25 protein-coding genes are annotated in these 23,907 nt (G+C 58.0%); 16 read left to right on the top strand and 9 right to left on the bottom strand.

The window, feature by feature from the left end; all coding sequences use genetic code 11:
- Nucleotides 1-282: 282 nt before the first annotated feature.
- Nucleotides 283-1,821 carry an alkyl hydroperoxide reductase subunit F gene (gene ahpF / locus O3C79_RS02830; RefSeq protein WP_494384714.1) on the top strand — a complete coding sequence of 513 codons (1,539 nt, stop codon included), beginning with the start codon at nt 283-285 and terminating at the stop codon, nt 1,819-1,821.
- A gap of 244 nt (nt 1,822-2,065) precedes the next feature.
- Here ahpF and O3C79_RS02825 read toward each other — a convergent pair whose 3' ends face one another.
- Both O3C79_RS02825 and O3C79_RS02820 read right to left on the bottom strand, forming a co-directional pair.
- Nucleotides 2,066-2,362: a nucleotidyltransferase domain-containing protein gene (locus tag O3C79_RS02825; protein WP_139044335.1), complete on the bottom strand. Its 297-nt coding sequence runs from the start codon at nt 2,360-2,362 to the stop codon at nt 2,066-2,068.
- A gap of 87 nt (nt 2,363-2,449) precedes the next feature.
- Nucleotides 2,450-3,643: a GAK system CofD-like protein gene (locus tag O3C79_RS02820; protein ID WP_494384713.1), complete on the bottom strand. Its 1,194-nt coding sequence runs from the start codon at nt 3,641-3,643 to the stop codon at nt 2,450-2,452.
- Between the two features lie 132 nt (nt 3,644-3,775).
- Between O3C79_RS02820 and O3C79_RS02815 the strand changes: the two genes are divergently transcribed.
- Genes O3C79_RS02815 through O3C79_RS02785 form a run of 7 tightly spaced genes read left to right on the top strand, consistent with a single transcriptional unit; the run spans nt 3,776 to nt 10,638 of the window.
- The gene (locus tag O3C79_RS02815) at nt 3,776-5,404 is read left to right on the top strand and encodes a phosphotransferase family protein (RefSeq protein WP_494384712.1); all 1,629 of its coding nucleotides are present in this window, start codon (nt 3,776-3,778) and stop codon (nt 5,402-5,404) included.
- Nucleotides 5,397-6,293: a GAK system ATP-grasp enzyme gene (locus tag O3C79_RS02810; RefSeq protein ID WP_494384711.1), complete on the top strand. Its 897-nt coding sequence runs from the start codon at nt 5,397-5,399 to the stop codon at nt 6,291-6,293. The genes O3C79_RS02815 and O3C79_RS02810 overlap by 8 nt, the downstream gene beginning before the upstream one ends.
- Entirely contained in the window at nt 6,287-7,384 is a 1,098-nt protein-coding gene (locus O3C79_RS02805; protein ID WP_494384710.1) for an HprK-related kinase B, read from the top strand. Before O3C79_RS02810 ends, O3C79_RS02805 begins: the two co-directional genes overlap by 7 nt.
- Nucleotides 7,377-8,336: a histidine phosphatase family protein gene (locus O3C79_RS02800; RefSeq protein WP_494384709.1), complete on the top strand. Its 960-nt coding sequence runs from the start codon at nt 7,377-7,379 to the stop codon at nt 8,334-8,336. The genes O3C79_RS02805 and O3C79_RS02800 overlap by 8 nt, the downstream gene beginning before the upstream one ends.
- Nucleotides 8,329-9,012: a histidine phosphatase family protein gene (locus O3C79_RS02795; RefSeq protein ID WP_494384708.1), complete on the top strand. Its 684-nt coding sequence runs from the start codon at nt 8,329-8,331 to the stop codon at nt 9,010-9,012. Before O3C79_RS02800 ends, O3C79_RS02795 begins: the two co-directional genes overlap by 8 nt.
- 21 nt (nt 9,013-9,033) lie before the next feature.
- Nucleotides 9,034-10,365 (top strand): metallophosphoesterase, encoded by a 1,332-nt coding sequence (locus O3C79_RS02790; protein WP_494384707.1) that lies wholly within the window; start codon nt 9,034-9,036, stop codon nt 10,363-10,365.
- 9 nt (nt 10,366-10,374) lie between these two features.
- The gene (locus O3C79_RS02785) at nt 10,375-10,638 is read left to right on the top strand and encodes an amphi-Trp domain-containing protein (protein WP_010324937.1); all 264 of its coding nucleotides are present in this window, start codon (nt 10,375-10,377) and stop codon (nt 10,636-10,638) included.
- Nucleotides 10,639-10,641: 3 nt separating this feature from the next.
- On the opposite strand, the gene O3C79_RS02780 is transcribed toward O3C79_RS02785, so the two are convergent.
- A complete protein-coding gene (locus tag O3C79_RS02780) occupies nt 10,642-11,526 on the bottom strand; it encodes a LysR family transcriptional regulator (RefSeq protein WP_494384706.1) in 885 nt (294 codons plus the stop codon).
- Between the two features lie 210 nt (nt 11,527-11,736).
- On the opposite strand from O3C79_RS02780, the gene O3C79_RS02775 reads away from it, so the two are divergent.
- The 3 genes from O3C79_RS02775 to fghA all read left to right on the top strand — a co-directional run bounded on the left by O3C79_RS02775 (nt 11,737) and on the right by fghA (nt 14,482).
- Nucleotides 11,737-12,090 carry a RidA family protein gene (locus tag O3C79_RS02775; RefSeq protein WP_010324939.1) on the top strand — a complete coding sequence of 118 codons (354 nt, stop codon included), beginning with the start codon at nt 11,737-11,739 and terminating at the stop codon, nt 12,088-12,090.
- A gap of 143 nt (nt 12,091-12,233) precedes the next feature.
- The gene (locus O3C79_RS02770) at nt 12,234-13,349 is read left to right on the top strand and encodes an S-(hydroxymethyl)glutathione dehydrogenase/class III alcohol dehydrogenase (RefSeq protein WP_494384705.1); all 1,116 of its coding nucleotides are present in this window, start codon (nt 12,234-12,236) and stop codon (nt 13,347-13,349) included.
- A 281-nt stretch (nt 13,350-13,630) separates the two neighbouring features.
- A complete protein-coding gene (fghA, locus tag O3C79_RS02765; RefSeq protein WP_494384704.1) occupies nt 13,631-14,482 on the top strand; it encodes an S-formylglutathione hydrolase in 852 nt (283 codons plus the stop codon).
- Nucleotides 14,483-14,530: 48 nt separating this feature from the next.
- Here fghA and O3C79_RS02760 read toward each other — a convergent pair whose 3' ends face one another.
- The 3 genes from O3C79_RS02760 to O3C79_RS02750 all read right to left on the bottom strand — a co-directional run bounded on the left by O3C79_RS02760 (nt 14,531) and on the right by O3C79_RS02750 (nt 16,214).
- A complete protein-coding gene (locus O3C79_RS02760) occupies nt 14,531-15,082 on the bottom strand; it encodes a cytochrome P460 family protein (protein ID WP_494384703.1) in 552 nt (183 codons plus the stop codon).
- Nucleotides 15,083-15,244: 162 nt separating this feature from the next.
- A complete protein-coding gene (locus O3C79_RS02755) occupies nt 15,245-15,721 on the bottom strand; it encodes a peroxiredoxin (RefSeq protein WP_010324943.1) in 477 nt (158 codons plus the stop codon).
- A 133-nt stretch (nt 15,722-15,854) separates the two neighbouring features.
- A complete protein-coding gene (locus O3C79_RS02750) occupies nt 15,855-16,214 on the bottom strand; it encodes a YacL family protein (protein WP_494384702.1) in 360 nt (119 codons plus the stop codon).
- 93 nt (nt 16,215-16,307) lie between these two features.
- Here O3C79_RS02750 and O3C79_RS02745 point away from each other — a divergent pair, with 93 nt between their 5' ends.
- Both O3C79_RS02745 and O3C79_RS02740 read left to right on the top strand, forming a co-directional pair.
- Nucleotides 16,308-17,651 (top strand): ABC1 kinase family protein, encoded by a 1,344-nt coding sequence (locus O3C79_RS02745; protein WP_494384701.1) that lies wholly within the window; start codon nt 16,308-16,310, stop codon nt 17,649-17,651.
- Entirely contained in the window at nt 17,648-18,421 is a 774-nt protein-coding gene (locus O3C79_RS02740) for an SDR family NAD(P)-dependent oxidoreductase (protein ID WP_494384700.1), read from the top strand. The genes O3C79_RS02745 and O3C79_RS02740 overlap by 4 nt, the downstream gene beginning before the upstream one ends.
- A gap of 16 nt (nt 18,422-18,437) precedes the next feature.
- Here O3C79_RS02740 and O3C79_RS02735 read toward each other — a convergent pair whose 3' ends face one another.
- Complete coding sequence (locus O3C79_RS02735; protein WP_494384699.1) at nt 18,438-18,803, bottom strand: 3D domain-containing protein; 366 nt, start codon at nt 18,801-18,803, stop codon at nt 18,438-18,440.
- Between the two features lie 116 nt (nt 18,804-18,919).
- Here O3C79_RS02735 and O3C79_RS02730 point away from each other — a divergent pair, with 116 nt between their 5' ends.
- The gene (locus O3C79_RS02730; protein ID WP_494384698.1) at nt 18,920-19,585 is read left to right on the top strand and encodes a 2OG-Fe(II) oxygenase; all 666 of its coding nucleotides are present in this window, start codon (nt 18,920-18,922) and stop codon (nt 19,583-19,585) included.
- A gap of 6 nt (nt 19,586-19,591) precedes the next feature.
- On the opposite strand, the gene O3C79_RS02725 is transcribed toward O3C79_RS02730, so the two are convergent.
- A complete protein-coding gene (locus O3C79_RS02725; RefSeq protein ID WP_494384697.1) occupies nt 19,592-20,581 on the bottom strand; it encodes a serine/threonine protein kinase in 990 nt (329 codons plus the stop codon).
- A 190-nt stretch (nt 20,582-20,771) separates the two neighbouring features.
- On the opposite strand from O3C79_RS02725, the gene O3C79_RS02720 reads away from it, so the two are divergent.
- A complete protein-coding gene (locus O3C79_RS02720; protein ID WP_494384696.1) occupies nt 20,772-22,655 on the top strand; it encodes a methyl-accepting chemotaxis protein in 1,884 nt (627 codons plus the stop codon).
- Here O3C79_RS02720 and gcvA read toward each other — a convergent pair.
- Nucleotides 22,645-23,559, bottom strand: coding sequence for a transcriptional regulator GcvA (gcvA, locus tag O3C79_RS02715; protein WP_494385771.1), 915 nt, complete (start codon nt 23,557-23,559; stop codon nt 22,645-22,647). The genes O3C79_RS02720 and gcvA overlap by 11 nt on opposite strands.
- A 136-nt stretch (nt 23,560-23,695) precedes the next feature.
- Between gcvA and O3C79_RS02710 the strand changes: the two genes are divergently transcribed.
- Nucleotides 23,696-23,881 carry an RSP_7527 family protein gene (locus tag O3C79_RS02710; protein ID WP_494384695.1) on the top strand — a complete coding sequence of 62 codons (186 nt, stop codon included), beginning with the start codon at nt 23,696-23,698 and terminating at the stop codon, nt 23,879-23,881.
- Nucleotides 23,882-23,907: the final 26 nt, after the last annotated feature.

Raw genomic sequence — 23,907 nt, 5'->3', positions numbered from 1 at the left:
GGCTGCCACAGGCCCAGGCGCCGCCCTTCGGGGCGGCGTTTTGGTTTGTGCTTGCCACAGCGTTCATTTACCTGGTTCAGCGTCAGACGATTGCTTCCTTCTATATGCCATCGTTAGCTAAAAGCTATCAGCCTATTAACTACGATTAATTTCACGCATACAAACTCGCTCGGTACTATAAACCCATATTCGAGATGAGCTTCACCGCCGCACAGGAGATCCACAGGCGGACCGCCATCTGACTTGATTGATCGACTTATTGACCTTGAAGGAACAGACACCATGTTGGATACAAACCTGAAGCAGCAGTTGAACACTTACTTGCAGAACATTGTGACTCCGATTGAGCTGACCCTGACCACCAACGGCACCGACAAGTCCGATGAGCTGGCGACTCTGACTCAGGAGATTGCCGAGCTGTCTGACAAGATCAGCGTCAAGGAAGGTAACGACCGCCGCGCACCGAGCATGGCTGTGGGCGCCGCTGGCCAGGCACCGCGTGTGAACTTTGCCGGTATCCCCATGGGTCACGAGTTCACCTCGCTGGTACTGGCATTGCTGCAGGCCGGTGGTCACCCGTCCAAGGCTGATGCCGAGCTGCAGGAGCAGATCCGTAATCTGCCGGGCACCTACGAGTTTGAAACCTACATATCACTGTCCTGCCAGAACTGCCCGGACGTGGTACAGGCACTGAACCTGATGGCGACGCTGAACCCGAACATCACCCACACAATGATTGATGGTGCCCTGTTCCAGCAGGAAGTGGATGAGCGTCAGATCATGGCCGTGCCTTCTGTATACATGAATGGCGAGCACTTCGGTCAGGGCCGCATGACGCTGGCAGAGATCGTCAACAAACTGGATACCGGCGCTGCCGAGAAGAAAGCGGCCGCACTGAGCGAGAAAGATCCGTATGAAGTACTGGTTGTGGGCGGTGGCCCGGCTGGAGCATCTGCCGCGATCTACGCTGCACGTAAAGGTATCCGTACCGGTGTTGTTGCTGAGCGCTTTGGTGGCCAGGTAATGGATACGGTCGGCATCGAGAACTTCATCTCCGTGCCCTACACCGAAGGCCCGAAACTGGTGGCCAGCCTGGAGCAGCACGTTAAAGAGTACGAAGTCGATGTAATGACTGAACAATCTGCCGCCAAAATCAGCAAAAACGAGCTGATCGAAGTGGAACTGGCCAGCGGTGCGACCCTGAAAAGCCGCAGTGTGATTCTGGCCACAGGTGCCCGCTGGCGTGAAATGAACGTGCCGGGCGAACAGGAGTACCGTGGCAAGGGCGTGGCCTACTGCCCGCACTGTGATGGTCCGCTGTTCAAGGGCAAGAGCGTCGCCGTCATCGGGGGTGGCAACTCCGGTATCGAAGCCGCAATCGACCTGGCCGGTATCGTTAAAGATGTCACCGTACTGGAGTTTTCCGACACCCTGCGTGCCGATGATGTACTGGTGAAAAAAGCTGAATCTCTGCCCAACGTGACCATCATCAAGCAGGCGATGACCACTGAAGTGCTGGGTGATGACAACAAGGTGATCGGTCTGAAATACAAGGACCGTCGTACCGATGAAATGCACGTACTGGATGTGGCCGGCATCTTCGTTCAGATCGGCCTGGTCCCGAACAGCGAATGGTTGAAAGACAGCCTGGAGCTGACTGAGCGCGGCGAGATCGTGATCGACGGCCACGGTGCCACTTCCATGCCGGGCGTATTTGCGGCAGGTGATGTGACGGCAACACCGTACAAGCAGATCATCATCTCCATGGGTTCAGGCGCAACGGCGGCACTGGGTGCCTTCGATCACCTGATTCGTAACTGATCCACCGTTAGACATTGCGTCCTTATCTCTCTTCAGCGACCTAGCTGATTTTGCCGCCCTTCGGGGCGGCTTTTTTTGTTCTGCCTTACGCCACCGGCAGAATCTGCTTGCGCTTCAGGTACGCCTGGATATCGGCAAAAGCCGTAATAACAAAGTCCGATTCTTCAATTATCAGGTTTAAGTAACTTGCTAACCCGTTGCTCGCAGGCCAGCACGTTAGATGCCAGTATTCTCTGCTCCTTGTTCATAACCGAATTCCTTGTCGGGCAATCTCATGGATAGGTTCATCAGGCATGTCTCGCTGCTTCACCAACAGGTCTACATGGGTGTCGCAGGCACCGCTGATTCTGTACTCCAGCAAGAGTCTCTGTTTCATCGAAAGACGCTGAGAAGTTTCAAAGAACAGATCGATGTCGCCACCCCGCCGCGCAATATCCGCCCGGGAACCAAACAGATAAATGTCTCCCTCCGGATCTGCCGACATCAGCATTTGCCGAATTGCGGTTTCCTCCTGATGGGATAAACGATAACGCTCACTCATCTCAACCTGTCCAAAACTGTCTTGATAGAAGCAGTATAGCGAGCTTTACAGGCCCAATCATTCAAGAGCACGAGGGCTGTCGCCACTTCACGTCATCGACAGCAGCGCCGATACCAGTTTCTCGTTATCGTACTGTTCCGGCTGTTCCGGGTCGGTCAGGTCCATGTCGATCAGCTGAATATCCAGCTCCGCCAGGCGCGCCTTGAAATCGGCATCCACGTCATTCAGAAAGCGGCTGTCCAGCAGCACGATGTTGAGCAGGCGTGATACCGCCACCGGATCTTCCTGGTCCGCCTGCAGGTAATGCAGCAGTGCTTCCACCTGTTGTTGCGGTGTCATGCCGTACTGTTCCGGGTCCGAGCCCAGGTTGGGGATGTACACCTTGGGGCAGGGGTTGTCGGCCACGGAAGAGCCCACGCCATCCACCAGCAGGTTGGCCATCAGGCTGCTGTAGAAGCTGCCCGGCGGGTAACAGATCAGCTCGGCCGAGGCGAGCAGCTTGCGGTTGGCCTTGCGCAGTTTGGAGCCTTCCGGCTTGGGCTCCTGCTGGGAGTGCACCAGCTTCAGGCGCTGCACCGGGCTGCTGATCGGCGCCACTTCCTTGCCGGTCAGCAGGTGCTGGCCAACCACGCGGGTGCCATCCTGCAGGCGCGCCATCAACTGGCGTTCATCGCCGGTAATCGCCCGCACGGTGCCGCGCACGTTTACCAGCTGGGAGAACAGGAAGATGATCGGGTCAAGCGAGCGGTTGTTGTTGAGGTAACCACCGGTGAGGATCAGGTTGCCGATACTGGCTCCACGCAGATCAAAGTCTTGCGGCATCGCCTGCTGGAAATACCCCAAGTGGTTGCAGATCAGGCTGCGCATGGGGTTGGGGATGCGTCGCACCAGCGGATCCTTGCCCTGCGCCAGCCGTTCCAGTTGCTTATTCAAACTGGCGTCATCATCGTCTTTGGGCAGACGATAGCTGAACAGGCGCACGATCTCCGGGTGCCCCAGCACCGTCTCATCGGCCAGTGCCATCAGGCGCGAGCGCAGATCACCCACCGCAGGCATATCGAAGGCTTCACGCAATACCGCCGAGCTGCCACCGGAATCAAACGCCGATACCAGATGGATGGAGTTGTGGGTGTATCGCTTGAGCGTGCGTGACAGCCCATTCAGTGCCGAACCGCCGCTGAAAAAGAGCACACGCGGGCCGAGTTCAGGCAACTTGGAGTAACGGGTGAGCTTGAGCGAGTCCGGAATACTGACCGGTCGCGTCATCAATATGCGGGGCATCTTATCCTCTCTGTGGCCGGCAAGCCGTGACGTCTATGTCACTGATACGTCATGTTTTTGTCATGTTAGCTGCAAAAGCATTAACGTATAGTGACACCCGAAATTATGCGGTAGCCGGCATCCATGAGCGCGTTGAGTCAGATCATACAGGAAAACCTTCACTTTCTGCTGAGCGAGGTCGAGACCCAGCTGCAGCAAGCCGCCGAGTTTTTCCGTAACCCTTCCCCCAAGCATTTGGCGACCCTGGAATCCCGTCGCGGTTACGTCAGTAACCTGCGCATGCGTATCCAGCGCGAGACCATCCGCCTGCTCAGCCGCAGCCGTAAGCCGGTGCAGCAGGAAGTTCGCATGCGGGCAGTGGATAACCTGGCCCAGGCACTGGAGCTGCTGACCGATTCTGCCCGCGGTTGTCTTAGCGAGTTTGCCCGCCATGCCGATGATGACCTGCCACAGCCGCCCAAGCGCAAACAGTTTCGTCGCATGCTCAAGCGCATCACGATGGCACTGGAACTGGTCGAGCCGGGCCTGTTCGATGCCGATGCCAACGCTGCAGTGCGCCTGAAACAGCGCAGTGATCGCCTGCAGCTCACCTGTGACAACCTCCAGGCCGAGCTGATCGAGAAGCCGCCCAGCGAAAAACGCACGGCGCTGCTGCCGACGCTCTTTGCCTGCTACTCCCTGCGCCAGATGGCGCTGTCACTGGAACAGATGGCGGAGGCCATACTGGCGGCCAACCTGGGGCAAGCAATTAACCTGTCCAACCTGGCCCATATCCGCCAGGCGGCCGCCGAGCTGAAGCGTCCGTTGAAGAAACTGGATGTGAGCACCCTGGCGGAAACCCGATCCGGCAGCACCATCGCCGGCATTCGCAAGAACAGCTCCAGCTGCTATCTCGCCATCTATAAGGAAGGTGATCCCGGCAAGTTAGATGAAGAAGTACAGGGCGTGGAAAGCTGGCATGAGATCTATCCGGGCCTGGCGCCGCGCATTCTGGCGCACTCGGAAAAGGACGGCTCGGCGTCCATGCTGATCGAGCATCTGCCGGGCCAGACCTTCGAATCACTGCTGTTTGCCGATGATGGCGCTCTGCTGGAGCAGGCCAGTCGGCAGCTGATGCGAACCCTGCGCAGCATCTGGCGGGAAACGCGCAACCGTAAGGCGGAACCGGCCCAGTTCATGCGCCAGCTGGATAAACGCCTGCCTTCAATTCTGTCGGTGCACCCCGAGTTTGATCGTCCACAGCTGCAGATCTGCGGTGAAACCCTGCCCGCATTGCAAACGCTGGTCGACGGCACGGCTGAAGTGGAAGCGCGCTGCAAGCCGCCGTTTTCAGTCTACATCCACGGCGACTTCAATGTGGATAACATCATCTACGACCCGTCGGAAAAGCGTATTTTCTTTATCGACCTGCACCGCTCGCGCTACCTGGATTACTGCCAGGATATTTCGGTGCTGATGGTCTCCATCTACCGCCTGAAAATTCTGGAGCGCGACCGTCGCCGCCGTCTGATGGCCGTTGCCCGGACCATCTATATGGCCTGCCGTCGTTTCGCCAAGCAGGAAAAGGACGACAGCTTTGACCTGCGTCTGGCCATTGGTCTGGCACGCTCGTTTATCACTTCGACCCGTTTTATTTTCGACAAAGCCCTGGCCGGTCGCATGTACATGCGTGCCCTCTACCTGATGGAGCAGATCAGCGCCGTCAAACCCGGCCAGGAAGACCGTTACAAACTGCCCCTGAAGGAGTTGTTCCTTGAGTAATCTGCGTATTGGCGTTGTCGGCATTCCCGGCAAATGGTCCACTGAAGCCCTGGCCGACGCCATTGAAGCACGCACCGGTTTTCGCCTGGTGATCGACATGGCGGAAGTGGAGCTGCAGCTGGACAGCAACCGTCTGCTGTACCGCGGTCAGGATCTGACTGAACTGGACGCCCTGGTGGTGAAAAAGATCAGTGAGACCTATACCCCGCATACGCTGGACCGCATTGAGCTGCTGCGCCATGCCGAACGCGCCGGTGTACGCGTGTTCAGCCCGACCCGCAGCCTGATGCAGCTGATCGACCGCCTCAGTGGCACCCTGAGCCTGTCCGCCGCCGGTATCCCCATGCCGCTGACCCGTGTTACCGAGTCGCTGGAAGCCGCCGAACAGGCCGTGCATGAGTTTGGCGCCGCCGTGCTCAAGCCGCTCTACTCCACCAAGGCACGGGGCATGACACTGGTTGAAGCCAATGACGCCAACCTGACCACTCAGCTGGCAGACTTTGCAGCCGGCAATCCCATGCTCTACATTCAGAAGAAGCTGGACCTGTCAGGGCGCGATCTGGGCATGGTGTTTGTGGGTGGCCAATACCTCTGCACCTATGCCCGCGTCGGCAGTCAGGATGCCTGGAACACCACCATTCACAGTGGCGGCCGCTACGAGCCGTTTGAACCCGATGCTGAACTGATCGAGCTGGGCCGCAAGGCACAGGCCTGCTTTGATCTCGATTTCACCACCGTGGATATTGCCCTTACGGACACCGGTCCGGTCGTGTTCGAGGTGTCCGCCTTTGGTGGCTTCCGCGGCGCGCTGGAAGGCTGTGGCATTGATGCCGCGGCAGCCTATCTGGACTGGATTATGCAAACACTGGAAACAACACGCACATGCTGAACGACCTGCTCAACCCGCAACAACTGGAAACGGCCATCGCAGGCTGCCAACACCATTTTCTGCTGCAGCTGGACGATTTTGTTGTGCGCGTCGGCAGCAACGCGCCCGCGCTGATCGCAGCCCTGCGTGACTACTACCGCAGCTACCCGCAACCCGAGCAGGCCACACCGAACCTTCAGCTGTGGATGGTCGATCAGCCCGCCATCAAACCGGATCTTGACTGGCACGACTGGCCCCGCGAAACCGGTAAAAGCGGTCTCAAGGAAGCCATCGTCGATCTGCCCGCAGGCCAGCGTCTGGTATACAAGGTGAAAACCGGCATGTTGATGCTGCAGCGCCTGCAAGATCCGATGCTGATCGGCCCGGCACAGGAAAACCTGGCGCAGGCGGTCAATTTCATCAACAACCAGCACATCAACCATCTGCAGCATAAAGGCGGGCTGATCTGCCACGCAGCGGCGCTGACAGTGGGCCCACGCGGTGTAGCAGTAGCGGCCAGCTCCGGTGGCGGCAAGTCCACCCTGATGCTGCGCCTGATGGAGCTGCCAGAGGCCCGTTTTATCACCAACGACCGCCTGTTTGTCACCCGCAGCGACAGCGGTACTCAGGGCGAAGGCGTGGCCAAGCTGCCCCGTGTGAACCCGGGTACGTTGCTGAATAACGAGCGCCTGCGCCCGGTGTTGAGCAAGGAGAATCAGGCGCGCTTTGCGGCACTGCCCAAGAATGAGCTCTGGCAGCTGGAGTTCAAATCCGATGTGCCGGTGGAAGACTATTACGGCGCCAACAGCCTCTGCATGAGCGCCCCGCTGCACGATCTGATTCTGCTGAACTGGTCGCATCAGAGTGACCAGCCCTGCCAGATCCGCCAGGTCGATCTGGCCCAGGAGCTCCAGCTGCTGCCGGGCATCATGAAATCCCCCGGCGCGTTTTATCAGGATGCCCAGGGCGCATTCCTGGACCGCCCCGCCCTGCCGCCGGAAGCCGATTATTTGCAGGCACTGGGCGGGCTTAATATCTATGAAGTAACCGGCCGCGCCGACTTTGATCAGGTCGCGGACTGGTACGCTCGGGAGGTCATGAAAAATGGCTGAACTGCTGCTGTTGCGACACGGCAAGGCTGAAGTGGGTGCCGATAAGGATGATGCCGAACGCACCCTGAAAACGCGCGGCAAACGCGATGCCCAGCGCATTGGCCACTGGCTGCAACAGCACGATCTGCAGCCGGATTGCATTATCAGCTCGCCGGCCGAGCGGGCACTGCTGACGGCCGAAAAATGCGCCAAGGTCATGGGCATTCCGGCCGCCAATATCGAAACCGATGACGAGCTCTACCTGGGCTCCGCCGAGACCCTGTGGGCGCATTTGCAGCCGCGCCTGAAGCATTATCAGCGCATTATGCTGGTGGCACACAACCCCGGCCTGGAGCAGTTGCTGCAACAGTTGCTGGATGAGCCGCTGGCGATTCCGGATGACGGCAAGCTGATGCCCACGGCCGCTCTGGCACACCTGAGCACCGATGCCAGCATTCCGACGCCGGGCCACTGGCAACTGGAAAAGCTGATCCGCCCGCGCACCCTGCCACGCCTGTTTGCCTTTGAAGAGAACGGCCTGACCGTCTGGCGTGATCGCCCGGCCTACTATTACAAACAGTCCGGCGTGTTGGCCTACCGTATCCATGAAGGCGAGCTGCAGCTGCTGATGTTCAAAACCCTGAACAACCCGCTGTGGAAACTGGCCAAGGGCATCATCGAGCCGGACCTGAGCGCCGCCGAATCCGCCGCCAAGGAAGCCTGGGAAGAGCTGGGCATTCGTGGCGAAGTGGACCCCGAGCCGCTGGGCGATACCCGTCACGCCAAATGGGGTGGTGAGTGTGACCTGCGCCTGTTCGCCATGCGCGTGACCGCAACGCCCGCCGAAGACCAGTGGTGGCACGACAAGCGTTTCTGCCAGTGGCTGAGCCCGGAAGCTGCCGCACCGTCCTGCGTGATCAACGGCATGGGGCATTTCATCCGGCAGCTACGTACCCGGGTTGGCCATGACTAGACTGATCGCCCTGATCCGCCACGGTGACTATGAGCAGCTGGCGAAAACACCCAGTGCGTTGCAGCCCTATCCGCTGACCGATGAGGGTGCCGAAGAGGTGCGTCAGCAGGCACGCCGCTTCCGTGACTGGCTTGAGCAGCAGGACATTCGCCCCAGCGCTGAAGTCCACTGCTCCACCCTGCTCAGGGCCTGGCAGACCGCGCAGCTGTATATGGAAGAGCTGGCCGACCTGTTCAGCTCAACGCCGGAACTGCACAGCTTCCCGGACCTGTGCGAACGCCGCGTTGGCTCCGTTGCCAACCTGAGTACCGGCGAGATCGAACGCATTCTGGAACTGGACCCGCGCTTCGAGCCCGCGCCCAAGGGCTGGAAATCCGACAGCCATTACCGCCTGCCACTGGAAGGCGCCGAGTCGTTGATGGATGCCGGTGCCCGTGTGGCCGGTCATCTGCGCCTGTGTGCCGCCGCACCCGAACGCGGTTTGCAGCTGGTATTCGGCCACGGCGCTGCCTTTCGTCATGCGGCCCATCATCTAAATGTCATCGAATTCGACGATATTAAGCGGTTAAGCATGTATCACGGACATCCGGTGGTGCTGCAACAGGATCCCCTGACCGGCTGGAGCCATCACAGCGGTGAGTGGAAAATCAGACAAAAAAGCGAGCGCCCCGACTGAGCGGGTCGCCCAGAGGACAGCATGTCGCGCACCCTTCTGCCCACCATCAAAGACCTGCCCAGCCACGCCGGCATCCGCTCAACGCTGCCACCCGCCAGTTGTGTCTGGCCGCTGGAGAAAGGCTCCGCCGACAGCCGTCTCCGCGATGACGAAATGCGCCAGCAGGCTTTGATTGATCCCTACCCTGCCGACGACTGGCGCTGGCCCAAGCGACCGGTGATTTTCATCTCCGATACCCACGCTGATGCGGAAGCCTTTGAAGCCTCACTGGTCGCCAGCGGCGGTGTGCAACTGAGCGATACACCGGGACAGGGCCGTTTCAAGCTGACCAAACAGGGCAAGAAGGCCGAGTTCATTATCGGGGGCGACTGCCTGGACAAGGGCCCCAGCAACCTGCAAATGCTGCGCAGCCTCAAGCATCTGTATAACCTGGGCGCACGGGTGACGCTGCTGGCCGGCAACCACGACCTGCGTTTGATGATGGGACTGCTCGCCATGCAGCAGAAGCGTCATACCGGCAACGAGCACCTGTTCGCACGCATGGGCAAGAAAGTGATTCCGCTGTTCCGTGAGGTGTTCGATAGCTGGCCTGAGCGCAATTGGCTCAAGGGTGTGCCCGATGCCGAAACCTGCCGCAGCCTGCTGTTGCCGACGGATGACTGGTTCGAGCGTTTCCCTGCCCACGCCGAAGGCATACTGACCGAAGCCGGCGTAGCCCGCGAACTGAAGAAAATGCGCAGCAAGGCCAGCAGTTTTGAGCGCCACTGCCTCAATGCAGGCATGGATATCCGCACCGTATATGCCGTGGCAAAGTACTGTCAGCGCCTGTTTTTACACCCCAAGGGCGAGTTCTACTGGTTCTTCAAAAAGATGCAGCTGGTACGCCGCACCGGTTCCTTCCTGTTCCTGCATGCCGGGCTGGATGATGTGATGAGCCAGGACATTGCCGAGCGCGGCCTGAAAAAGGTCAACAAGCGCTTTCGCAAGGCCCTGCACAAGGACCTGTTCAGCTTCTATTACAGCTCTCTGGCCAACACTTTCAGAACCAAATACCGCGCCGCCGATCTGCCCTTGAGCGATGCCGGCGTGAAGCAAATTCATGGCTGTGGCGTGCGCGCACTGGTCCATGGCCATATCAACCGCACCCGCGGTCAGCGTCTGGCCCTGCGTCAGGGATTGCTGCATGTGGAAGCGGATATCACCCTGGACCGCAACTCACGGCGTCAGGAAGGCTTGCGCGGCGTTGGCTGTGGTGCCACGATCATCGATCCCGGTCGGCATATCATTGGCATCAGCAACGATTACCCGTTCGCCAAGGTGTTCCGTCCTGCTCCTCTTAACCCGGCGAGGTAACCTGCATTTATGGCAGCGAAAAACGAGTTCGTTTACGAGTCCTACCAGGATGGCAAAACGATTCAGACCCTGCTCAAGTCCATTGCCCGCGGTCTGGGCAAGGGCAAACTGGAATTCAGCGATGGCGATACCGATCTGGTGCTGACACCGGAAGGCCTGCTGCACCTGAAGGTGTCTGCCAGTGAAGATGAAACCCGTAACCAGCTCAATATCCGCATTCGCTGGGAAGAACACCCGCGCGAGCTGTCCGAGGATATGCTCAAGGTTAAATAAGCCCTACCAGGGCAGTCCCTGGCCAAAGCGCTCCACCAGAAAATCGCACAACAGCTGCAGTTTGGGAGAGCGCTGCCGCGCCTGGGGGTATACCAGCCAGACACCGCTGAACGGATAGCGGTACTGCTCCAGCATGGAGACCAGCTCACCCCGCTCCAGCGCCGGCTCCACGTAATAATCCGGCAACTGGGCAATGCCCAACCCCTTGCTCACCGCATCCATCAGCGCCGGCCCCGAGTTGGAGCGCCAGTTACCGTTCACCCGCAGCTCACGGCGCTGGCCGTTTTCACTGAACAGCCAAAAGGTATTGGAGCCCAACAGGCAGTTATGCCGACTCAGTTCGGAAAGCGTATGCGGCATGGGAAAGCGCTGCAGATATTCAGGGCTGGCACAGAGATATTCACGCCGATCACACAACCGTCGCGCCAGCAGGCTGGAGTCTTTCAGCGTCCCCATGCGTATGGCCAGATCGTAGCCCTCGGTGATCAGGTCGGTCTGGCGGTTGGTCAGGTGCAGGTCCAGACTGATCTTGGGGTAGGCCAGCATGAAGTCATTGAGCTGAGGTGCCAGAAAACGCTCACCGAAAGTGGTGGCGCAGGTCACGCGCAGCTTGCCCGAAGGCTCGGCCTGAAAGCTGGACAACTCCTCTTCTGCTGCAGAAAACCCCTGCAGCAGATCGCGACAATGCTGGTAGTAATGCTCACCCGCTTCGCTGAGACGAAACTTGCGCGTGGTGCGGTACATCAGCGGGGTGTTCAGATCGGCTTCCAGCCGTGCCACCAGCCGACTCATGTGCGAAGGCGAAACTTTCAGCTTCTTGGCGGCTGCCGAGAAACTGCCCTGCTCCACGACTTCGACAAAGGCTTCAATCGCATCCCAATTACGCATTTAGATCTACCCCGAACAGCCGCTAAAGCGGGCGTTACTCTACAAAACAAACATATATCAGAAATATTTTCTAATAATCGCGTTATATATCGTTTAAAAAAGCCACATATTCGGCAAGAAACTTTAGAAAATGTAGCTATACGCATGTGGAGCCGACATAAGATCGATACCCACAGATGAGTCCAATAATTCGTATTACAGGAGAGCCCCATGTCCATCGAACGCATCCACTCCACCGACCGCATGAGCCGCATCGTCAAGCACAACGGCACCGTTTACCTGTGCGGTCAGACTGCTGGCCAGGCGGAATGGGATATTGCCGAACAGACGCGTCAGTGCCTGACCAAGATTGAAGGCCTGCTGGCCGAAGCCGGCAGCAGCAAGGCCTCCATGCTGTCAGTCACCATCTACATCCGCGACATGAAAGACTTCGCCGCCATGAATGAAGTCTGGGATGCCTGGGTGGCTGATCTGCCCAAACCGGCCCGTGCCTGTGTAGAAGCCCGCATGGCTCGCCCGGAAATTCTGGTCGAGCTGACCGTCACCGCAGCCGTCGAAGACTGATCGCCTGCCGGCCTGCGGTGATCACTGCAGGCCTATTTTCCCTCGATTATTGCTGCTGAGCAAAAATACTTTTCGATTGGTGCCATTATCAATGACGCCAACCGGGTCTAGACTGTGTTCAAACCGAATACAGGAGACCTCTCATGAAATCACGCGCTGCCGTTGCCTGGAAAGCTGGCGATCCTCTCACTATCGAAGAAGTTGATGTTCAGGGCCCCAAGGCCGGTGAAGTTCTGGTTCGCATCGTTGCCACTGGCGTGTGTCACACCGACGCGTTCACCCTGTCCGGTGCAGACCCGGAAGGCATCTTCCCGTCCATCCTGGGCCATGAAGGTGCGGGTGTGGTTGAAGAAGTCGGCCCCGGCGTTACCACGCTGAAACCAGGTGATCACGTAATCCCGCTGTACACCGCCGAGTGTGGCAAGTGTAAATTCTGCCTGTCCGGCAAAACCAACCTGTGTCAGGCGGTACGCGCCACCCAGGGCCAGGGCCTGATGCCGGACGGCACCAGCCGTTTCTCCCTGAACGGTGAAACCCTGTACCACTACATGGGCACCTCTACCTTCTCCGAGTACACCGTTGTTCCGGAGATCTCGCTGGCGAAAATCCACGTGGATGCGCCGCTGGAAAAAGTCTGCCTGCTGGGTTGCGGTATCACCACCGGTATCGGTGCGGTTCTGAACACGGCGAAGGTTGAGCCGGGCTCCACCGTTGCCATCTTCGGTATGGGCGGCATCGGCCTGTCCTGCATCCAGGGCGCTCGCATGGCCGGTGCCGAGCGCATCATCGCCATCGACATCAACGAAGAGAAGTTCGAAATGGCGCGTCAGTTTGGTGCTACCGACTGCGTTAACCCGAAAGACTTCTCCGATCCGACCCAGCAGGTCATCGTCGACATGACCGACGGCGGTGTGGACTACTCCTTCGAGTGTATCGGTAATGTCCAGGTAATGCGTTCCGCACTGGAGTGCTGCCACAAGGGTTGGGGAGAATCCATCATCATCGGCGTTGCCGGTGCCGGTGAAGAGATCTCCACCCGTCCGTTCCAGCTGGTCACCGGTCGCGTCTGGAAAGGCTCCGCTTTCGGTGGCGTCAAAGGCCGCAGCCAGCTGCCGGGTTACGTTGAGGATTACATGAACGGCAAGATCGAGATCGATCCGTTCATCACTCACACCATGGGCCTGGAAGACATCAACAAGGCATTCGACCTGATGCACGAAGGCAAGAGCATCCGCTCGGTGATTCTGTTCGATCAGTAATTTGGAGTACTGGGGTGCCTTTGGCCGTGGTCACCCCGTCCATGGACAGTCGGTGCCAGCCCAGGCATTGCCTGTACATGGGAAATGGATAGCCCCTTTTCGAGGCTGGCACCCAGCTGACGAGCGTGGCGGCGATACTGTTGATCGACCGTTGGCGCCAGGGATGGCGTCATCGAGCGTCCAGGGACGGATTTACAGCGTGTCGAGCAACAGTGTCGCCGCCAAAGCCCGCACCAACCGACATACTCGATCAGAACGAATACCTATTCAGGAGAACGCACATGTCACAAGCAGCCCCCGAGCTGATCGCCAGCAACAAATGCTTCGACGGCTGGCTCAAGCGTTACAAGCACCAATCGCCGGCAACCGGCACAGAGATGATCTTTGCCATCTACCTGCCGCCGCAGGCCCAGACGCAACCGGTGCCCGTTCTTTACTGGCTGTCCGGCCTGACCTGCACTGATGAAAACTTCATGCAGAAAGCCGGCGCGCAGCGTATTGCCGCCGAGCTGGGTATCGCCATTGTGGCGCCGGATACCTCACCGCGCGGTACCGACCTGCCGGGTGAGCATGACAGCTACGACTTTGGTTCTGCGGCCGGTTTCTACGTCAATGCGACCCAGCAACCCTGGTCAGCGCATTACAACATGTACGATTACGTGACGGCGGAATTGCCGGCACTGATCGAACAGCACTTCCCGGTAACCGAAAAGCGTGCCATCAGTGGTCACTCCATGGGCGGCCATGGAGCCCTGATTTGCGCACTGAAGAATCCGGGTCGTTATGCTTCCGTATCCGCTTTCGCGCCGATCACCAACCCGATCAACTGCCCCTGGGGTGAAAAAGCCCTGACCGGTTATCTGGGTGAAGATCGCGAAAGCTGGAAGGCTTGGGACAGCTGTAAGCTGATTGCCAATGCGGAAGAGAAACTGCACCTGCTGGTGGATCAGGGCGAAGCCGATGATTTCCTGGCGGAACAGCTCAAGCCGGAAGCCCTTCAGGCGGCCTGCGAAGCTGCGAACCACCCGCTCGAGCTGCGCCTGCAGCCGGGCTATGACCACAGCTACTTCTTTATCGCCAGCTTTATTGAAGACCACCTGCGTCATCACGCCAAGGCACTAAAGGCGGGCTAAGGCCGAGGCCGCACCGGCTGGATCCCTGCCATGCCGGTGCTGTAATCACTACTTGTAACGGTCGTGATTAAAGACGAAGTCACCACCCTCTGCGGCCTGATGACATGCAATACAGCCGGTTTGCATACCTTTTGCAACCCGCCCAGCCAGAGGCATCCCCTTGGGATTCTTCATCACGTTGCCGCGAGCATCGTATTTAACATAGAACCAGTTGCCATTCTCAGCATCGTAGCCTTGCTCGCGTTTGAGCATAACGGTGACCGCTTGCAAATACTGCTCTGGATCGTTGATCACATCATCGACCGAAATCCCGTCACCGCCATAGTTGCGTTTAACAACCAGAGGGCCTGTATAACCGTGCAGACTGACAGGCATTTCAATCAATTCCAGAATCATTCCGTGTGGCTGCATTCCCTTATAAGGGCGAGTCATAACCGCCCCCTCACCAGCTAACCCCTTGTACTCCATAAGTGCCCATAGCGATGTGGCCAGTTTCATATCGGCCTCATCACCAAAAGGAGCTTCAGCCGAGGCTGGTACGGCAAGCCCCAGAGAACTACCAAGAACCAGTGCCGAAAGCAGTGTGCGTAAAGGTTTCATAGCGCCTCCCGCTTTGAATTGACTCAGCTCTCAGGTAGACCTGAAAGTCATTTCAGTATTATGCAGCGGGGGAATTAATGCCGGTCTTATTCAGACCAAGTTGTTATGAAGGTATATCAAAAGGGATAAGCGGGGCCACAGAAAGTAGCCCCGACAGGGGAATTAGAGTGCGGCCAGAACCGCTTCAGCGCTGCTCTTCTCGAAGTCTTTCTCGTCCACGTTCAGCAGCTCAACCACACCGTCATTGACGATCATGGCGTAACGCTTGCTGCGCTTGCCGAACTGAATGCCGGTCAGGTCCAGTTCCAGACCCAGCGCTGATGCGAATTCACCGATACCGTCTGCCAGCATGGTGATGTTGTCAGCGTTCTGCGCCTTGCCCCAGGCATCCATTACGAACACATCATTTACAGCCGTGCAGATGATGCTGTCGACGCCCTTGGCCTTGATCTCGTCAGCCTTAACCACAAAACCCGGCAGGTGAGCAGCAGAACAGGTCGGGGTGAAAGCACCCGGTACCGCGAAAAGAACAACTTTTTTGCCTGCAAAAAGGTCCGCAGTGTTCACCGCTTCAGGGCCGTCCGCGCCCATTACACGCAGTTCTACATTGGGAAGGGTATCACCGATCTGAATGCTCATGATCTGCTCTCCATTACACTATAGTTGAGTGATTTACTCGGGATTCTAGCAGTGAATTGCAGCCCCTGCCTAGCAGGCTGTCGAAAATCTATCTGCGTTGCCGAATGCAGCGTTAACGCTTTTCAACAACCTGCTAGCGGCCACCTTCAATATAGCCAATCCAGCCGCTTAACAGGGCGATAAAATCTTCCAGCCCGGCTTCTGCCACTGCATCGCTCCAGCCAAAACCCTCTTCCAGGGCGTCTTCATCGCCTTCAGCTTGCACCCAGACCCGAGCACTTTCGCTGTCCAGGCGCAGGCTCAACTCACGGCCATGCCACTCAAACTGACCATGCTTCTGCGCTGCCAGACATTTGGCTTCCTTTAAAACACGGGCCGCCTGCCCAGGGTTGTTTCCCAGCTCTTCGCCCAGCCAGCGGCCGAACAATGCCTGTTCATACTCGACGATCGCCTCGGGCTGATCATAGAGATCCTGTCTGAATTCGTACTCCACTCAGTACACCCCTCAATACATCCAATTCCGGCCAGTCGGCGTAAACGCACATGATACCCTAACCCTAACAGGGAAGAATGATCAGGAGATCGGATGGACGACGCCAAGCCCAAACAACGCGCCTCGGCTGCTGTGCCCAGCAGTCGACTGTCCCGCATGGCCAGCCTGACCGGTCTGGCCGGACGGGTGGCCGGCAACCTGGTAGCCGACGGCAGCCGACACTGGATCAAAGGCCAGCGCCCCGCCATGTCCGAACTACTGCTCAGTGCCAAGAACCTGGAGCAGGTAGCAGCCAAGCTGGCTCGCATGCGCGGTGCCGCCATGAAGCTGGGGCAACTGATCTCCATGGACTCCGGCGCCCTGCTGCCACCGGAGCTGGCGAACGTACTGTCACGGCTGCGCGATGATGCGGTCATCATGCCTGCGGCTCAACTGGTTGATGTACTGGAGCATAACTGGGGCAGCAACTGGGACCAGACACTGGCCCAGTTCAGCTTTGACCCTATTGCCGCAGCTTCAATCGGTCAGGTTCACAAGGGGCACACCCATGAAGGACGCGAACTGGCAATCAAGATTCAGTACCCCGGTGTGAGGCGCAGTATCGACAGCGACATCGATAACGTCGTGTCCTTGCTGCGACTGAGCGGCCTGCTGCCCCGCGATCTGGAGATCGACTCGCTCGTCGAGGAAGCAAAGCATCAGCTGTATCTGGAAACCGACTACCTGCATGAGCAGCAACAACTGCAGGATTACTCCCAGGCGCTGCAGAGCTTTCGCCATGCAGGTGCGCTACTCATACCCGGTGTGGACAAGGCGCTCACCACAGAGCAGATCCTGTGCATGGACTTCGTTGAGGGTGTCAGCCTGATACAGGCCGCGGAACAAAAGCGCGCGCTGCGTAATGAGATACCGGCACTGCTGCTGGAACTGTTCTTCTGCGAACTCTTCCAGCTGCACCGCGTGCAAACCGATCCCAACCCGGCCAACTACCAGTACAACCTGAGCTCAGACCAGCTGGTATTGCTGGACTTCGGCGCCGTGCGCCAATTCTCCAGCGACTTTGTCCGTCATTACCATCGCGCCATCTGCGCTGCCACCGACCGGGATACCGCAACACTGGCCGAAGCGCTGGAAACCCTGGGTTTCTTCAGCCAGCGCCATGATGCCGCCAACCGTCAGGTGGTGCTGGATATATTCGTCGAAGCTACCGAGCCTCTACGTACACCCGGTGACTATGACTTTGGCCGCTCGGACCTGGCGCAACGCATTCATCAGCGCGGCATGGCCATCAGCAGTATCCCGGAGGCCTGGCACACACCACCGGCGGATGTGCTTTTTTTGCACCGCAAGATGGGCGGTTTGTTCATGCTGGCCGCACAGCTGAGTGCCTGCATCGACGTGCATGCCATTTTCAGCCGCTATCGGGAGCTGTTATGACGCAATCTGCATGGCAACTGACCCGCCTGGAGCAGCCCATAGAGGCCATTATCATTGGTGCAAGCGGCGGCATTGGTCAGGCAATGTTACGCGCATTGCTGAATAACCCTGCGGTCGAACATATTCATGCGTTCACCCGTAAGCGACCTTCTCATTTGTCGCAATTGGCCATGGAGCACAGCCAGCGCCTTTCCCTGCACAGCATTAGCCTCAGTGATGAAGCCGGCATTGCAGCAGCTATGGCACAACTGGAGGGCGTATCACCCAATCTGGTGCTGATTACCAGCGGCCTGCTGTATACCGAAACCCGCATGCCGGAAAAAAGCTGGCGGCAACTGGATGAGGATTACTTTCACCAACAGATGCAAATAAATGCCCTGGCACCGGCACTGCTGGCGAAACACCTGATTCCGAAAATGCCGAAGGACCGGCCTGCACTCTTTGCCGCGCTGTCAGCGCGCGTCGGCAGTATTGGCGATAACCGTCTGGGAGGCTGGTACAGTTATCGCGCCAGCAAGGCGGCTTTGAACATGTTGTTGAAATGCACGGCGATTGAAGCCAAACGACGCTGGCCCCAGCTGGTGGTGACCGGTTTGCACCCCGGCACCGTGGATACCTCGCTATCAGCGCCTTTCCAGGCGCGGGTGCCGGAAGGCAAGCTGTTCACACCCGAGTACTGTGCCGAATCGTTATTGAAAGTACTGGATGGCCTGACGCCCGCGGATTCCGGCCAGGTATTTGCCTGGGACGGGCAGCCGATTACACCCTGACAAGCTGTGCAGGCGGTTAACGGTCGTCAGCCACCCAGCGGATTTCCACCGGGCGAACACCCCATTCCAGTGCGGCATCCACGTCCGTGCCCATGTAAATGTCGATCTTCTTGTCCCAGCGTCGGTGCATTTTGTCGAGCACCCGGTAACGCCCGGGCAGGCCCACAATCTCGATCATGGTGTTGTGGGTCAGTCCTTTCTTGATCAGGTCACGGGATACCGCTACCGCTTTCATGCCCGGCTTCAGCTTGTCACCCCAGGCCGTAAGGTTGGGCTGATCGTTGGTTTGGTCGGCCACCGAATTGTAGGCCGAGGCCATCACTTTCAGCCGTTGCTCCGCTACAGCAGAGCCGGCACCAGCAAACAGCGCCAAGGGCAACATACAAATCAGACACTTAACAACAAAAGATGACATTTACACCCACAATGATGATTTTTTGGTGACAATCGACTCAGTACACAGTATATATCGTTTTCCATTATGAGGAGGATGCATGCGTGTATTCACCCCCCGAGCTCGAACTCGACCTGACAGCCAGCCTCTATGATCGCATTGCCGATGCCCTGGTTGATACCGGTTATCTGATCCTGCCCTCTGCCCTGCCGGAAACAATGGCACACGATCTATATCAGCATTTGAGGGCCCATAGTGATGATGAGTTCCAGCGAGCGGGCATTGGCCGTGAGCAGGACCATCAACTGCATGGCCAGGTGCGCCGCGACCAGATCCGCTGGCTCGGCCGTGAGCAGAGTTCGGTCGAAGCCGCCTATCTGGACTGGATGGAAGGTCTGCGTGAGGGCTTGAATCGGCGCCTGTTCATGGGCCTGTTCGACTACGAAGCCCACTTCGCCCACTACCCGGCCGGGGCTTTCTACAAGCGGCACCTGGATGCCTTCCGTGGTCAGACCAACCGGGTGCTGACCACCGTGCTGTATCTGAACCCCGATTGGGATGAACAGAATGGCGGTGAACTGCTGATCTGGCCGGAACCGGACAGTGAGACGGTTATGACTCACGTGGTACCGCAGATGGGTACACTGGTGATTTTCCTCAGTGAGCAGTTCCCTCACGAGGTACTGCCGGCGGCGACTGATCGTTTCAGCATCGCCGGCTGGTTCAGGGTCAATACCAGTCTTAACAACCAGATCGACCCGCCCCACTGACCCGCCTTAAAGCAATTGCAGCGGCGGCTCTTGCATGGCCGAGAGCTGTTCGCGCAGTTGCAGAATGTGCTCACCCCAATACCGTTCGGTGTTGAACCAGGTGAAGTTGCGCGGAAAGGCCGGGTCTTCCCAGCGCCGCGCCAGCCAGGCGCTGTAGTGCAGCATACGCAGGGTGCGCAGGGCTTCCACCAGGTGCAGCTCACGCGGGTCGAAGTCGGCGAATTCGTTATAGCCTTCCACTACCTCGGCCAGCTGCAGCTGTTGCTGCTGACGATCATCACCGGTCAGCAGCATCCACAGATCCTGCACCGCCGGTGCCATACGCGCATCATCAAAGTCGACGAAGTTGGGCGTATCATCGCGCCAGAGAATATTGCCGCCGTGGCAATCGCCATGCACGCGAATCTGGCACACATCACCCGCCGCGGCATAACAGCGTTCGATACTGGTGATAAGGTCGGAGGTCAGGCTGAGATAGGCCTCGCGCAGGGATGAGGGAATAAATTCACCGCCGATCAACTCAATGCTGTTCAGGCCATAGGTCTGAATATCCAGCGCCGGTCGACTCTGAAACGGCCGAGCTCCCCCGACCAGATGAAAACGCCCCAACGTTTGGCCCAGACGATAAAGGTGATCAGGGTCGCTCAGCTCCGGAGCCCGGCCACCACGGCGCGGGTAAACGGAAAAGCGATAATCCTGAAACCGGAACAGGCTCTCGCCCTTTTCATTCCGCAGCGGTGCGACGACCGGAAGCTCCTGATCATCCAGCTCAAAACACAGCTGATGCTCTTCCTGAATCTGCTCGTCACTCCAGCGGTTGGGGCGATAGAACTTGGCGATCAGGGGCGTTTCATCTTCAATGCCTACCTGATAGACCCGGTTTTCATAACTGTTCAGCGCCAGTATGCGGCCATCACAGAGATACCCTCTGGACTCCACCGCATCCATGACGGTATCGGGCGTGAGCTGATAAAAGGGTTGGCTGTTGTCTTGCATAGGGCACCTTTGCGCAGTTGAGCCTGCATTCTACTGTGTCAGTCCAATGCAACCAAAGCGCCGTGTAAATGACTTATTGTACTAAAGAACTACACTTGGCATATTAGCTGCTTAGTGCCACATCAGATTCCAGGCCCAGTCACGGATGGTAACGCCTGTATCCAGTTTAAGGATTCAAAAGGGGTTCCCCATGAAGGTTGCTCACAAGGTTGCACTTGCGGCCTCACTGGTTGTTATTTTGGCGTTTACCGCCTTTTCCCTGTTCCAGTACAACTCGGTGCGCTCAGCGCTCTACAGCAAGGCCGAAGACAGTGTGCAGGAAGCCTCCACCTCACTCAGCAATGAGATCAGTTACTGGCTCAATGCACGCCTGGACCTGATCAACCTGATGGCCGAAACCATCGATCAGGACTTCAGCCGCGACACCATCGACTGGTTGTTTGCCTCCCCAGTACTGAAACAGCAGTTTATTCTGGTGTTTGGCGGCCTGGAGAGTGACGGCAAGGCGATCAAGAACGACGACAGCTGGAACCCGCCGCCCACCTGGGATGCCCGCAAACGCCCCTGGTACCCTTATGCACGGGACAACAGTGAAGCCGTGCTGACCGCGCCTTATGAGGATTCCACCACCGGCGAAATTCTGATTTCAGCCGTGGCAAAACTGACCGACAAGGGCCAGTTTGTCGGCGCCTTTGGCGGCGATATCAGCCTTGTATCCGTTGCCGAAACCGTGAACTCCATCACCTTCAACGAGACCGGCTACGCCTTCCTGATCGACCGCGACGGCAACATTATCAGCCACCCCAATGCGGAGTTGAACGGGGAACCGCTGAGCACCCTTCTGGGGCAGAAAACACCCTCCTTCAGTGCGACGCTGCAACCGATTGAAGTCAACGGACGTACACACCTGATCGCCTTCCGCCCGGTGCAGGACCTGCCCGGCAGTGACTGGCTGGTGGGGGTACTGCTGGATGAAAGCAAGGTCATGGCCGACGCCAATGAATTTGGCCTCTGGGCCATCGCCGGTGCCATCATCAGCACCCTGCTCAGCTGTGTTGTCCTCTACCTGCTGATGCAGCGCATTCTGGCCCCGCTGGGACGCCTCAGCGCCGCACTCGGCGAGATCAGTCAGGGCGGGGGCAACTTGACCCAGCGCCTGAACCTGGACTCCAAAGATGAGTTCGGCACCTTGGCGAAATCCTTCGACGAGTTCATCTCCTTCCTGCAGCGACTGATCAGCGAGATCAAGCAGGAAGCCGAGGTGATGCAGGACAAGGCTTCCGACACCGCGCAGTCCGCATCCACCTCCACCACACATATCCGTCAGCAACTGGATGAACTGGATCAGTTGGCCACCGCCATGCACGAGATGTCGGCCACGGCCCATCAGGTGGCCCGGAGTGCCCAGACTACGGCAGAAGCCGCTCGTGAGGCAGATGCCTCGGCACAGGACGGATCTCAGGTGATGGAACAGACGCGTCAGTCGATCGATACGCTGGTCACCGACATGAATCAGGCGATGGAGAACATCACCCAGCTAACCCACTACAGCAACAACATCGAATCGATTCTGACCACTATTGTGGATATTTCGGAACAGACCAACCTGCTGGCCCTGAACGCCGCCATCGAGGCCGCCCGCGCCGGGGACCTGGGTCGTGGTTTTGCCGTGGTGGCCGATGAGGTGCGGGCACTGGCGTCACGTACCCAGCAGTCCACCACCGAGATCCGTGGCATGATCGAGCAGCTGCAACAGGGGGTCGCCACCGCCGAAACCAGTATTCGCGACAATACTGAACGTGCCTTGGATACTCAGAGTCATGCCCTGACAGCCAGTAATTCACTGGAAAGCATTCGCGACAGTATTCGCTCGATCAATGAGATGACGGTGCAGATCGCCACGGCGGCCGAGGAACAAAGTTCCACCACGGAAGAGATCAACCGCAACACCACCAATATTCGCGACTTGAGTCAGCAGGTTTCCGAGGGGGCAGAGCAGCAAACCGACCTTTGCCACACCATGAATCAGCTGAGTCAGAAACAGAGCGAACAGCTGGGTCGCTTCAAGGTATAACCGGACCGGCCCCGCTGGCCGGGGCCAGATCCTGCTGCATCTCGGCCAGAATCCAGTCTCTAAACGCCTCCATGCCATAGGTCAGGGGGCGTTTTTCCTGGTACACCAGATAAAACCCCTTGGGCTTGTCCAGCGTGATATCGAAGGGCACCACCAACTGGCCCGACTCCAGTTCACGCTGCACCAGCGCCCTGTCCGCCAGCGCAACCCCGATGCCTTCAATCGCCGCAGATACCGCCAATGCGGTACTGGAGAAGGACATGGTACGGGTCAGCCCGGTAACTCGCACACCCAACTGGCGCAGGATCTGCGGCCATTCCTGACGACGACCACTGACATGGATAAGGGTTTTCTGCAGCAGGTCTTCCGGATTACTCAGTCCCTGAGGACCCTCCATCAAACGTGGACTGCAGACCGGCGTAGACGCCAGGTGGCGCAGGAAGTGGATATCGACCCCTTGCCAGTTGCCTTCACCGTAGTAGACCGCCATATCCGTATCGGAATGCACAAAGTCGACATAACCGGTGGTGGCGCTGAAACGCAGCTCAACATCCGGATACTGTTCCTGGAAACGACCGATACGTGGCACCAGCCAACGAGACAAAAAGGCAGGTGCAACACTGATGTTTACGGCACTCAGGTTGGGCGAGGTCATCAAACGCCGAGTGGCACTCTCGACTTCATCCAGTGCCAGCTGCACCGAGGGCAAATAGCGTTCTCCGGCCGCGGTCAAGCTGACCTGGCGGCGCTCACGCCGAAACAGTTTCAAGTTCAAGAATTCTTCAAGTGACTTGATCTGGTGGCTGATGGCAGACGGGGTAACACACAGCTCCTCCGCCGCCTCGTTAAAGCTTTGCAGGCGGGCCGCAGACTCGAAACTGCGCAGGGCATTGAGGGGTGGCAGGCGACGGATGGCGGCGCTCCTCGAATAGTTTAGTTTTTTTCAACTATAGCCTGAAAATCAATCTTTTGTCGTCTTTGCGATTAGACCTTAGTATATGCGCCGTAATCAATAGCCAATTAAGGAGCTCTACTCAAAAATGTCCGACTTCAACCGCATGGTAATGACACAGAATGGTCTGGTAGACGTGGATTACTATGTTGAACAGGCACGTCGTGAACGTGCTGCACTGCTGGCCACCGCTATCAAGTCCATGTATCGCGGTATCACCGGCCTGCTGAAACCGCGCCGCCCGCTGGCAGGTGCGTCTGCACTGGTCAACTGAGTAGATGCTGGAGCAGGCTCGGCCTG

This window comes from Marinobacterium sp. NO-S09, from assembly GCF_059179545.1.
This window is presented reverse-complemented; position numbering and strand designations above follow the sequence as displayed.